The sequence below is a fragment of the Stenotrophomonas sp. genome (genome assembly GCF_036662295.1).
GTDB lineage: Bacteria > Pseudomonadota > Gammaproteobacteria > Xanthomonadales > Xanthomonadaceae > Stenotrophomonas.
The window spans coordinates 1-13016 of sequence record NZ_JAVWXA010000109.1; the positions used below are offsets into that span (position 1 = coordinate 1).

The window sequence follows — 13016 nt, forward strand, 5'->3', positions numbered from 1 at the left end:
CGGGGGGGCGCCCCGCCCCCCCCGCCCCAACTGCGGGGTGTTGGGGGGGGCGCCGCCCCGCCCCGGCCACTACCGGGTTGTGCGTGGGGAGCCGGCCAGCGGCCGGCATTGCCGGGTGGTGTGCGGGGAGCCGGCCAGCGGCCGGCACTACCGGGTGGTGTGCTGGGGCCGGTTACAGGTCGAAGCGGACGCTGACCGCGAAGGTGCGGGGCAGGCCGACGCCGGCGTTGGACCAGTAGCGGCGGTTGGTGAGGTTCTCCACGCCGGCGCGCCAGGTGAGCGGGTGGCCGGCGGCCTGCATGCGGTAGCCGACGCCGGCGTTGACCAGGGTGTAGTCGGGCAGCTTGAGGGTGTTGTCGGCGTCGTAGTACACATCGCCGTAGTAGCGGGCCAGCGCGTAGACGCTCAGGCCGCTGACCCGGGCGATGCTGTAGTCGGCGTGCAGCACGCCGTTCCAGCGGGCCGCGCCGGCGGTGCGGTTGCCCTGCTGGCTGGCGCTGTCCGGGGAGAGCTTGTCGTAGGTCGGGTCGAGCCAGGTCACGCCACCGCCCAGGGTGAACGCATCGGTCAGGCGGACCTCGCCGCTGACTTCCACGCCTTCATACAAGGTGATGCCGTCCTGCACGAGCTGCTTGCCGGCCGGGGTGAGGCGGTCGATGTTGGCGCCGCGTTCCAGGCGGAAGGCGGCGGCATTGGCATTCCAGCGCGAGGCCTCGATCTTGGCGCCCACCTCGAACTGCTTGCTGATGGTCGGGTCGAGCACGTCGCCGGCGTTGAGGTAGTCGTTGCCCACGCGGCTGCCTGCTTCGAGCGATTCCACGTAGCTGGCGTACAGGGTGACCGCGTCGGACGGCTTGTACATCAGCGCGTAGGTGGGGGTGACCGGGTAGGTGTGGTAGGCGCCCTTGTTCTCGAAATCGTTGTAGCGGGCGCCGGCCAGCAGCGACCAGCCGTCGGCGAAGCCGATGGTGTCGCTGACGAACACGGCCTGCTGCACGGTTTCGCTGCCGCGGGTGAGCACGCGCGAACCGACCGCGTCATGGCGCAGGACCGGGCGCTGGTAGAGGTTGCCGCGGCCGATGGTGTTCCATTCGTACGGGCGGTCCCAGCCCAGGCCGGTCTGGTGGGAGACGCCGGCCACGACCTGGTGCGACAGCGGGCCGGTCTGGAAGCGGCCCTGCAGCAGGGCCTGGGCCAGCTTCCATTCGCTCTTGCCGCCAAGCTCGTAGGTGTTGACGTCGTAATCGCCGTTGAGGTCGTCGATGTAGGCGAAGACCTTGTTGACGTCGTTCCACGAGGTGGTCACCCCGTAGCTCAGGCTGGCCTTCCAGTCGCTGTTGATCTGCCAGTTGAGCGCGGTGGAGAGCAGGCTGGAGCGGGTGTCGTAGTAGCTGCCGTCGATGCTGTTGTCGATGTCGCCGGCCAGCGGGCGGGGCAGTGCGGTGAGGCCGATGAAGTAGTACTGCGGGGATTCGTTGGACAGGTCGCGCGACTGGAAGACGCCGTCGAAGGTCCAGGTGAGGGCATCGCCCAGGCGTGCATCCAGCGACAGTGCGCCGACCTTGCGGTCGACCTCGCCGCCGTTGAAGGTTTCGCCCTTTTCCTGGTAGGCGTTGAAGCGATAGCCGAACATCTGTTCGTTGCCGAAACGGCCGCCCACGTCCACCTGGCCACTGACGATGCCCTGCTCGCGCCAGCCCAGCTGGGCGGCGAAGGTGGGGCTGTCGGTGGGCTTCTTGGTGACATAGTTGACGATGCCGCCGGGCTGGCCGAAGCCGTACATGAAGCCGCCCGGGCCCTTGAGCAGCTCCACCTGCTCCATCACTTCCAGCGGCCATTCGGTGCCCCACGAGGACACCTGCAGGCCGTTGACGCGGTAGCTGTCGTAGCTGAGGTCGATGCCGCGGTTGCGGATCGGCGAGCTCCAGCCGCTGGCGTAGGCGCTGACCTGGGTAACCACCGAGGGATCGGTGAGGAAGGCTTCGCCGAGCGACACCACCTGGCGCTTCTCGATGTCTTCGCGGCCGACCACGGCGATGGCGAACGGGGTATCGCGCACGGCGCGGTCGCCGAGGGCACCGGTATCGGTGTGGGTGCGTTCGGCGGTGACCTTGATCGCGTCCAGCTCGGTGGCCGTGCGCGCGGTGGTGTCCGGCGCGGCAGCGGCATGCGCGGCGCAGGCCAGGGACAAGGCGACGGCCAGGGTGGCCAGGCGGGGCAGGGAAGAGGACAGCATCGGTGGAGTTCCTTGGCGGACAGCGGCGAACCGTCCGCACTCAGCAGAGGCGGGGGAGGGGTCGATGGCTGGATCGCGCAGGCTGGCCGGAAACCGGCAGCGGGGGCATCACGCAGGTGGGATGCAGGACCGTGGCTGGATGAGAATTGTTATCGTTTTGTTACATGGCGTCAAACGCGGCGGCGGCGCCGGCCACGACCGGGGGTCGTGGCGGTGCAGGCCAGACGGGGCGGCGAAGCACCGACCAACGGTCGGTACCTACCCGGTGGCGGCGCGCTTGAGCAGTTTCTTTTCGCGGCGGCGCGCGCGGCGGTTGACCCAACGCTCGCGCAGGCACGAGAAGATGACGTACAACGCCGGCGTGCTGAGCAGGGTGAGGCTCTGCGAGAACAGCAGGCCGCCGATCATGGCGATGCCCAGCGGGCGGCGCAGCTCGGAGCCTTCGCCCAGGCCGATGGCCAGCGGCACCGCCGCCAGGATCGCCACCATGGTGGTCATCATGATCGGGCGGAAGCGCACGATGCTGGCCTCGCGCACCGCATCGCGCGGGCTCTTGCCATGCTCGCGCTGGGCCACCACGGCGAAGTCGATCATCATGATCGCGTTCTTCTTGACGATGCCGATCAGCAACACCAGCGCGATCATCGAGATCACCGACAGCTCGGTGTTGGTCACGAACAGCGCCAGCAGCGCGCCCACGCCGGCGGCCGGCAGGGTGGACAGGATCGTCACCGGGTGCACCAGGCTTTCATACAGCATGCCCAGCACCAGGTAGACGGTCACGATCGCGGCGAACACCAGGATCAGCATCGAGTTGGGGTTGAGCTGCACGTTGAAGCCGCCGCCATCGCTGATGCGGATGTCGCCGGGCAGGCGCATGCCCTCCACGGTGGCCTTGATGATCGCATCGCCCTCGCCCGTGCTCACCCCGGGGGCCAGGTTGTAGCTCAGGTCCATGGTGGTGTACTGGTTTTCGTGGGTGATCTGCGGCGGTGCCAGCCCCGGCACCTGGCGGGCCACGGCGGTGAGCGGGATCATCTCGCCGTTGCCGGCACGCACGTGGATCTCATCCAGCGCCCGCGGGGTGGCGGTCTGTTCGGGCAGGGCGTTGACCACCACCGAGTACTGGTTGATGTCCGAATAGATGGTGGAGATCTGGCGCTGGCCAAAGGCGCCGTACAGCGCGCCGTCGATGGCGCCCACCGACACGCCCAGGCGCGCGGCCTTGGCGCGGTCGATCACCACGTTCTGGCGCAGGCCGGCGGTATCCACGTCGGTGCCGACGTCGCGCAGCATGGGGTTCTTCTTCAGTGCCGCCTGCACCTTGGGCAGCCATTCCTGCAACTGGGCCAGGTCGTTGCCCTGCAGGGACACGCGGTACTGCGCGCCCTGGCTGTTGCCGCCACCGCCATCGCTGGGCAGGTCCTGGATGGCGCGCAGGCGCAGCTGCAGGTCCGGGTAGCGGTCGGCCTTGGCGCTCAGGCGCGCCAGCGCCAGCGCGGTGGTTTCCTTGCGGCCTTCCTTGCGCGTCTTGAGCTGCACGTTGAACTGGGCGCTGGAGCCCTGGCGCCCGCTGCCCAGGCGCACGCCCACGGTCTTGACCGCCGGGTCGGCCATCAACATGTCGGTGATGCGGCGCTGGCGGTTGACCATGTCCTCGAAGGAGACCGTGGCGCTGGAGTTGGCACGGCCCCAGATCAGGCCGGTGTCCTGCGCCGGGAACGACCCCTTCTTGACCGCTCCGCCCAGCATCACCGTGGCCACGATCAGCAGGATCGGGGTGAGCGACAGCAGCAGCGCATGGCGCAGCGAGAAGTCCAGGCACACCGTGTACACGCGCAGCATGCGGTCGTGGGTGGCATCCAGGAAGCGACCGATCCGCGAGGGCTTGTCCGGCTCGGCATGCGCGCTGAGGAAGCGGCTGCACAGCGCCGGGGTGAGGGTGAGCGAGACGATCATGGAGACCACGATCGCCGCCACCAGGGTGATGGTGAACTCGCGGAAGAACGCGCCGACCATGCCGCTGGCGAACAGCAGCGGGATGAACACGGCCACCAGCGAGGCGGTGATCGAGACGATGGTGAAGCCGATCTCGCGCGCGCCGGTGAGCGCGGCCTGCATCCGTGGCATGCCCTCGTCGAGGTGGCGCATCACGTTCTCGATCACCACGATCGCATCGTCGACCACGAAACCAATGGCGATCACCAGCGCCAACAGGCTGAGGTTGTTCAAGGTGAAGCCGAACACGTACATGACCAGCGCCGCGCCGGCCAGCGACAGCGGCACGGTGACCGCCGCGATCAGCGTCGGCGCCAGCCGGCGCAGGAACAGCGCCATGGTCAGGATCACCATGGCCAGGCTGATCAACAGCGTGATCTGCACTTCGTGCAGCGAGGAGCGGATGGTGGGGGTGCGGTCGAAATACGGCGTCATCACCGTGCCCGGCTGCAGGTAGTCGCGCAGCATCGGGATCTGCGCCTTGACCCGGTCCACCGTCTCCACGATGTTGGCCCCGGCGCGGGTGAACACGTACATCACCACCGCCGGCTTGTGGTCGAACCACGCGGCCTGGTAGGCGTCCTGCTGGCCATCGTAGACGTTGGCCACGTCCTTGAGCCGGATCACGCGGCCATCGTCCTGGGTCTTGATGACCAGGTTGGCGAAATCGGCCGCGCGCGCCACCGAGTCGTTGGCGATGATGGCCGTGGTGGCGTTGCCCTCGGTGAGGAAGCCGGTGGGCGAGGTGACGTTGGCCGCGCGCACCGCGTTGCGCAGGTCGTCGGGGGTGAGGTTGAGCGCGTTGAGCAGGCGCAGGTTGACGTCCACCCGCACCGCCGGGGTGGAGGCGCCGGCGATGTCCACCGAGGACACGCCGCTGATCTGGCGGATGCGCTGGGCCAGCAGCGAGTCGGCCACGTTGTACAGCTCGTCGGCCGACTGGGTCTGGGAGGTCAGCGCGATGGCGATGACCGGGTCGTCGTTGGGGTTGGCCTTCTGGAACATCGGCGACCCCAGCCCGGAGGGCAGGTCGGCCTGGGCCGAGTTGATCGCGGTCTGCACGTCCAGCGCGGCCGAATCGATGTCCACCCCGTTCTGGAAGATCATGAAGACCAGCGAGCTGCCTTCGGAGCTGGACGAGCGCATCTGGTCCACGCCAGGCAACTGGCCGAGGTGGCGTTCCAGCGGCGCGGTGACCGTGGAGGCCATGGTGGTGGCGTCCGCACCGGACTGGCTGGCGTGGACGAAGATCACCGGGATCTGGATGTTCGGCAACGCCGACACGCCCAGCTTGAGGTAGCAGAACAGCCCGACCACGAACAGGCCGATGGCCAGCAGCGCGGTGCCGATGGGGCGGCGGATGAAGGGCCCGGAGATGTTCATGCCAGGCCCTTCAGCGCGGGGGGACGTGCAGCGCTCATGCGCGATCCTGCGCGCTGGCGTGGCGCAACGCACGCTGCTCGCGGCGTTCGCGCGCCCACTCGGAGAAGCGCTCCATGTACAGGTAGATCACCGGCGTGGTGTACAGGGTGACCAGCTGGGACAGCAGCAGGCCGCCGACGATGGCGATGCCCAGCGGGCGGCGCAGCTCCGAGCCGATGCCGGTGCCCAGGGCCAGCGGCAGCGCGCCGAGCATGGCCGCGGCGGTGGTCATCATGATCGGGCGGAAGCGCAGCAGGCAGGCGCGGCGGATGGCGTCGTGCGCGTTGGCGCCGGCACGGCGTGCCTCGATGGCGAAGTCGACCATCATGATGCCGTTCTTCTTGACGATGCCGATCAGCAGCACGATGCCGACGATGCCGTCCACCGACAGCGGCAGCCCGCACACCATCAGCGCCAGCAGCGCGCCCACGCCGGCCGGCGGCAGGGTGGAGATGATGGTGAAGGGGTGGATGTAGCTTTCATACAGCACGCCCAGCACGATGTAGATCAGTACCAGCGAGGCCAGCAGCAGCCACACCACGTCGGTCTGGCTGCCGGTGAACTCGGCGGCCTTGCCGATGAACTGCGCATGCACCTGCGAGGGCATGTCCAGGCTGTCGCGGGTTTCTTCGATGGCCTTGACCGCATCGGACAGCGAATAGCCCGGGGCGATGTTGAACGACACCGTCACCGCCGGCAGCTGCTGCTGGTGGCTGACCACCAGCGGGGTGCTGGTGACCTTGCCCTCGGCCAGCGCCGACAGCGGGATGATGGTGCCCGCACCGACCGGGATGCCGGTGTTCTGCGCGCCGATGCCGGTGGCGGTGGACGAGTTGGAGGAGGTGACCTGGCCGAAGTTGGTGGCGTTGCTGCCGGTCAGCGCGCCGGCGCCGTTGGAGGCCACCGCCAGCTGGTTCATCAGCGCGGTGCTGGTGCGGAAGGCCGGCGCCACTTCCAGCACCACCCGGTACTGGTTGAGCTCGGTGAAGATGGTGGAGATCTGGCGCTGGCCGAAGGCGTCGTACAGGGTGTCGTCGATGGTCTGCATCGGCACGCCCAGCACGCTGGCCTTGTCGCGGTCGATGGTCAGCTCGAGCGCACGGCCCTGGTTGGACAGGTTGTTGTCCACGTCGGCCAGTTCCGGGCGCTGGCGCAGCGCTTCGGTCAGGCGCGTGGCCTGCAGGGCGACCTGCGCGCTGTCCACGTCCGACAGCGAATACTGGTACTCGGTGGCGGCCACGCGCGTATCCAGCGTGACGTCCTGCACCGGCTTGAGGTACAGGGCCACGCCTGGGATGCCGGACACGGCCTTCTGCAGGCGCGGCAGGATGTCGTCCAGCGCATCGCGGTCGCCGCGGGGCTTGAGCACGATCGACAGCTGGCCCTGGTTGAGGGTGGGGTTCATGCTGCCGGCGCCGATGAACGCCGATACGCCGGTCACCGCGGGGTCGTGGCGCAGCGCTTCGGCCACCGCCTTGGTGCGCTGTTCCATCTGCGGGAAGGCGATGTTCTGGTCGGCCTGGACCACCCCGGTGATCAGCCCGGTGTCCTGCTCGGGCAGCAGTCCCTTGGGAATGAGCACGTACAGCAGCACGGTCAGCACCAGTGCGCCGGCGGCCACGGCCAGGGTCAGGCGCTGGTGTTCCAACACCCAGTCCAGGCTGCGCTCGTAGGCGCCCACGGTGCGCGTCCACAGGTTTTCCTTGCCGGCCGCCGCCGCGCGCTCGTGGGCGTCTTCGCCTTCGGGCAGCGCATCGGGCTTGAGCAGGTAGGCGCACATCATCGGGGTGAGCGTGAGCGAGATCAGCATCGACAGCGTGACCGCGATGCTCAGCACCCAGGCGAACTCGTGGAACAGGCGGCCGGTGACGCCGGGCATCAGCAGCAGCGGCAGGAACACCGCCACCAGCGAGATGGTCAGCGACAGCACGGTGAAGCCGATCTGGCGGGCGCCGATCTCGGCCGCCTCCGGGCCACTCTTGCCCTGTTCGATGTAGCGCACGATGTTCTCGATCATCACGATCGCATCGTCGACCACGAAGCCGGTGGCCACCACCAGCGCCATCAGCGACAGGTTGTCCAGCGACATGCCGGCAAAGGCCATCACCCCGAAGGTGCCGGCCAGCGACAGCGGCACGGCCACCGAGGGAATGATGGTGGCCCACAGCCGGCGCAGGAACACGAAGATCACCGCCACCACCAGGCCGATGGTGAGGATCAGGGTGAACTGCACCTCGTGCACCGAGGCGCGGATGGTCTCGGTGCGGTCGGAGAAGACCTCCAGGTGCACGTCGGCCGGCAGCACGCCCTGCAGCTGCGGCAGCAGGCCGCGGATGCGCTCGACGGTCTGCACGATGTTGGCGCCGGGCTGGCGGCGTACTTCCAGCAGCACCGCCGGCTTGCCATCGGCCCAGGCGGCGAGCTGGTCGTTCTCCACCCCGTCGATCACCTCGGCCACGTCCGACAGCCGCACCGGGCGGCCGTTCTTGTAGCTGATGATGGTGTCGCGGTAGTCGGCCGCGCTGGTGAGCTGGTCGTTGGTGCCGATCGAATAGGACTGGGTCTTGCCGTTGAGCGAGCCCTTGGGGGCGTTGACGTTGGCCTGGGTCAGCGCGCTGCGCAGTTCTTCCAGGGTCAGGCCCATGTTGGACAGCTGCGCCGGGTTGACCTGGATGCGCACGGCCGGGCGCACGTTGCCGGCGATGGAGACCAGGCCCACGCCCTGCACCTGGGACAGGCGCTGGGCGAGGATGGAGTCGGCGTAGTTGTTGACCTCGCGCAGCGGGCGCGTGTCGGAGGTGAGCTTGAGGGTGACGATGGCCGCATCGGCCGGGTTCACCCGGTTGTAGACCGGCTGGTAGGGCAGCGAGGACGGCAGCGTGGCCTGGCGGATCGCGGCCTGCACGTCCTGGGCGGCGATGTCGATATCGCGGTCCATGTTGAACTGCAGGATGATCGTGGACAGCCCGGCCGAGGAGTCGGAGGTCATGATCTCCAGCCCGGAGATCTGCCCGAACTGGCGCTCCAGCGGGGTGGTCACCAGCGAGGCCATGGTGGTGGCGTTGGCACCGGGGTACTGGGTGGTCACCACCAGGCTGGGCGCGTCGATCTCCGGCAGCGCCGACACCGGCAGCTGGCGGTAGCCGAGGATGCCGAGCAGCAACAGCCCGGCCATCAACAGCGAGGTGGCGATCGGGCGGCGGATGAAGATCGTCGAAAAGCCCACGGGCGGATCCTTGCGGTTACGTCATGCGGCGTTGGAGCGGGCAGACGCCGGCCAGGCGGCCGGCGTCGGGAACATCAGGCAGGCGCGCTCAGCGCGGCCCGCCACCACGGCGGCCACCACCGCCCTGCTGCTGCGCGGCGGCCTTGAGTTCGGCCTCGGTGGGGGCGGCCGGGGTCTCGCCCGGCTTGAGCGCGGTGACCTTGGCGCCCGGCTTGAGCCGGAACTGGCCCTCGCTGACCACCCGCTCGCCGCCCTTGAGGCCCTCGGTGACCTGCACGTTGCTGTCGCCCACTTCCACGCCGCTCTTGACCGTCTGCATGGCCACGGTGTTGTCCGGCTTGACGATGTACACGTACTCCCCGTCCGGCCCGCGCATCACCGCCTGGGTGGGGATCACCACCCCGCCGGCGATGGTGCGCAGCTGCATGCGCACGTTGACGAACTGGCCCGGCCACAGCCGGTTGTCGCTGTTGTTGAACAGCGCCCGGGCGCGGAAGGTGCCGCTGTCGCTGCTGATCTGGTTGTCCACCACGTCCAGCGTGCCGCCGTCGGTGAGCACGTGCGAATCGTTGCGGTCCAGCGCGGCGATGGCCACCGGGCCGGCCTGCTGGGCCTGGCGCACGTCCGGCAACTGGCGTTCGGGCAGGTTGAAGACCACGTGGATGGGGTGGACCTGGGTCAGGGTGACCAGCGCGGTGCCGGCACTGACGATGTTGCCGGCGTCCACCGCGCGGATGCCGGCGATGCCGGAGATCGGCGCGGTGACCTTGGTGTACTGCAGCTGCACCTGGGCCGCGCGCATGCTGGCCTCGTTGGCGGCCACCGCACTTTCGAACTGGGCCACCTGGTTGCGCTGGGTGTCCAGGTCGGTCTTGGCCACGTACTGGCGGTACTCGGGCGAGTTGGAGCGCTGGTAGTTCGAGCGCGCGGTGGCCAGCTGGGCCTGGTTCTGGCGCTTGGCCGCGGCGGCCTCGTCATAGCTGGCCTGCAGGGTGCGCGGGTCGATCTGGGCCAACACATCGCCCTTCTGCACCTCCTGGCCTTCCTTGAAGTTGAGGCTGATCAGCTGGCCGCCCACCTGCGGGCTGACGGTAACGGTGTTCATGGCCGCCACGGTGCCCAGGGCGCTGGCATAGACCGGCACGTCCTGGCGCGCGGCGTCCACCACGGTGACCGGGACCGGCCCGGCATCGCGCGCCTGGCCGTCCTTGCCGTCCTTGCTGGCGCCCGCCGCTGTGGCGTCAGCGGCGCCCTTCCTGCCACCGGCCAGCATGTGCATGCCGATGAACCCCACCACCAGCACGGCGACCACCAGCAGCACGATCTTCCAGAAACGCGACATTCAACTAACTCCTGAGGCTGGCGGAGGGCAGGGCCCGGTTGGCAGGTGCAAAGCATACCCGTGGCGTGCGGGCTTTCATGCATGACGGATGGGACGGGCACTCAGACCGGATGTGACCGGGCAGGTTCCATCGGACAACGGCTGGATGGGCAGAAAGTTACAGCAGCAAGGGCGCTGATGGCCTACATTCAGCTTGGTCCGCCTTGAACGCCCGTGGAGATTGCCGATGCCCCGTCTGTCGTTGCTGCTGTCCGCCCTGCTGCTTGCCAGCCCCGCGCTTGCCGCCACCGCCCCGGCCGAGCGCCCGGAGGTGACCGCCGCGGCCACCCGCCTGAAGGCCAAGGTGGTGGACTGGCGGCGTGACTTCCACCAGCACCCGGAGCTGTCCAACCGCGAGGAGCGCACCGCGGCCAAGGTGGCCGAGCAGCTGCGCGCGATGGGGCTGAAGCCGAAGACGGGGATCGCCCACCACGGCGTGGTGGCGATCATCAAGGGCGGCAAGCCGGGCCCGCGGATCGCGCTGCGCGCGGACATGGACGCGCTGCCGGTGACCGAGCAGACCGGCCTGCCCTTTGCCTCCAAGGCCACCAGCACCTACCGCGGCGAGCCGGTGGGGGTGATGCACGCCTGTGGCCACGACGCGCACACCGCCACCCTGCTGGGGGTGGCCGATGCCTTGGTGAAGATGCAGGCCAACCTGCCGGGCGAGGTGATGCTGATCTTCCAGCCCTCCGAGGAAGGCGCGCCGCCGCCGGAGGAGGGCGGGGCGGCGCTGATGCTGAAGGAGGGGCTGTTTGCCGACTTCAAGCCGGAGGCGGTGTTCGGGCTGCATGTGTTCTCCAGCGTGCCGGCGGGCCAGATCGCCGTGCGCGGGGGGCCGCTGATGGCGGCCTCGGACCGGTTCGGGATCAAGGTGATCGGGCGGCAGACGCATGGGTCGGCGCCGTGGAACGGGGTGGACCCGATCGTGGCGACGGCTGACCTGGTGGGGACGGCGCAGACGATCGTGAGCCGGCGCGCGAACCTGTCCAAGCAGCCGGCGGTGCTGACGTTCGGGGCGATCAAGGGCGGCATCCGCTACAACATCATCCCCGACGAGGTGGAGATGGTGGGGACGATCCGGACCTTCGACGAGGGCATGCGGCAGCAGATTTTCGCGGACCTGCGCAACGTGGCCGAGCATACGGCGGCGGCGCACGGGGCGAAGGCGGTGACGGATATCTACGAGGCGGAGGGCAACCCGGCCACGGTGAACGATCCGGCGCTGACGGCGCGGATGCTGCCGAGCCTGCAGGCGGTGGTGGGGGCCGGGAACGTGTACGAACCGCCGCTGCAGATGGGCGCGGAGGACTTTTCGCTGTACGCCAAGGAAGTGCCGGGGCTGTTCTTCTTCGTGGGGGCGACGAGCGAGGGGATCGATCCGGCGACGGCGCCGGCGAACCATTCGCCCAGGTTCCTGCTGGATGAGAAGGCGCTGGACGTGGGCTTGCGGGCGCTGCTGCAGGTGAGCCTGGACTATTTGAATGGGGTTGGGGGGCCCGCGCCTGCGGCGGGCTGAAGCGGGACGGCAACTTCAGCGTCAACGTCAACGGCGGGTGGGTCGGCGCTGCGCTTCGGCCCACCCCCGGACAGGTCACCGGTCACCAACCGCAACGGCGTGGTGCGACCGGATCCGGCAGGTCCCGGCCGCTGGCCGGGGCGAAAACCGGTACGTGCAGGGCGTTGCGGCCGGTCGGTGTGTCCGGCGGGGTGATCCGGTCGCGCGCGGGGCGTAAAATGGGCGGATGAATACCCCCCAGGACTCCAGCCTCGGTCGCGAGGTTGCTTACCCGTCGCAGTACGATCCCACGCTGCTGTTTCCCATCCCGCGCCGCGGTGCGCGCGCGGAGATCGGCCTGGACGAGGCGGCGCTGCCGTTCGTCGGGCATGACCGCTGGCAGGCCTATGAGCTGAGCTGGCTGGACCGGCGCGGCAAGCCGCGGGTGGCGGTGGCCACGATCAGCGTGCCGTGCACGTCGCCGAACCTGATCGAGTCCAAGTCGTTCAAGCTGTATCTCAATTCGCTCAACAGCACCCGCTTCGACGATGACGAGGCGGCGCGGCGGTGCATGACCACCGATCTGTCGGCATGCGCCGGGGCGGTGGTGACGGTGCGCTTCGGGGTGCCGATGCTGGTGGAGGACGCCGAGGGCGAGTCGCTGGACGCGCTGGACGTGGCGATCGAATGCTACGGGCCGCCGGCGCCGGCGTATCTGTCGGCCGACGCCGCGCAGGTGGTGACCGAGACCTTGAGTTCGGCGCTGCTGAAGTCCAATTGCCCGGTGACCGGCCAGCCGGACTGGGCGAGCGTGAGCATCCGCTACCACGGGCCGCAGATCGATCGCGAGGGGCTGCTGAAGTACCTGGTGAGCTACCGCGAGCATGCGGAATTCCACGAGCAGTGCGTGGAGCGGATCTTCAGCGAGATCACCCAGCGTTGCGCGCCGCAGTGGTTGGAAGTGGAAGCGCGCTACACCCGTCGCGGTGGCCTGGACATCAACCCGTGGCGCGCCAGCCCGGGCATCGAGCACCCCACCCGCACGGTGCGCGACCTGCGGCAGTAGAGCGACCCCATGGGTCGCTGCCCCGGAACCCGGCACCACCCGGTAGAACGACCCCATGGGTCGCTGCCCCGGAACCCGGCACCACCCGGTAGAACGACCCCATGGGTCGCTGCCCGTGAACCCGGCACCACCCGGTAGAGCGACCCCATGGGTCGCTGCCCCGGAACCCGGCACCACCCGGTAGAACGA

The 13016-nt window shown here is 69.0% G+C and carries 6 protein-coding genes; 2 read left to right on the forward strand and 4 right to left on the reverse strand.

From position 1 onward, the window contains the following. Nucleotides 1-172: 172 nt before the first annotated feature. The 4 genes from RSA25_RS16370 to RSA25_RS16385 all read right to left on the reverse strand — a co-directional run bounded on the left by RSA25_RS16370 (nucleotide 173) and on the right by RSA25_RS16385 (nucleotide 10224). On the reverse strand, nucleotides 173-2236 hold the full coding sequence (locus tag RSA25_RS16370) for a TonB-dependent receptor (protein ID WP_332809905.1): 2064 nt from the start codon (nucleotides 2234-2236) through the stop codon (nucleotides 173-175). 258 nt (nucleotides 2237-2494) lie between these two features. Next, nucleotides 2495-5617 carry an efflux RND transporter permease subunit gene (locus RSA25_RS16375; RefSeq protein ID WP_332809906.1) on the reverse strand — a complete coding sequence of 1041 codons (3123 nt, stop codon included), beginning with the start codon at nucleotides 5615-5617 and terminating at the stop codon, nucleotides 2495-2497. A gap of 34 nt (nucleotides 5618-5651) precedes the next feature. Then, a complete protein-coding gene (locus tag RSA25_RS16380; protein ID WP_332809907.1) occupies nucleotides 5652-8882 on the reverse strand; it encodes an efflux RND transporter permease subunit in 3231 nt (1076 codons plus the stop codon). A gap of 88 nt (nucleotides 8883-8970) precedes the next feature. After that, on the reverse strand, nucleotides 8971-10224 hold the full coding sequence (locus RSA25_RS16385) for an efflux RND transporter periplasmic adaptor subunit (protein ID WP_332809908.1): 1254 nt from the start codon (nucleotides 10222-10224) through the stop codon (nucleotides 8971-8973). Between the two features lie 226 nt (nucleotides 10225-10450). Here RSA25_RS16385 and RSA25_RS16390 point away from each other — a divergent pair, with 226 nt between their 5' ends. Both RSA25_RS16390 and queF read left to right on the forward strand, forming a co-directional pair. Next, complete coding sequence (locus RSA25_RS16390; RefSeq protein ID WP_332809909.1) at nucleotides 10451-11782, forward strand: M20 family metallopeptidase; 1332 nt, start codon at nucleotides 10451-10453, stop codon at nucleotides 11780-11782. Nucleotides 11783-12008: 226 nt separating this feature from the next. Continuing rightward, entirely contained in the window at nucleotides 12009-12827 is an 819-nt protein-coding gene (queF, locus tag RSA25_RS16395; protein ID WP_332809910.1) for an NADPH-dependent 7-cyano-7-deazaguanine reductase QueF, read from the forward strand. Nucleotides 12828-13016 lie beyond the last annotated feature (189 nt).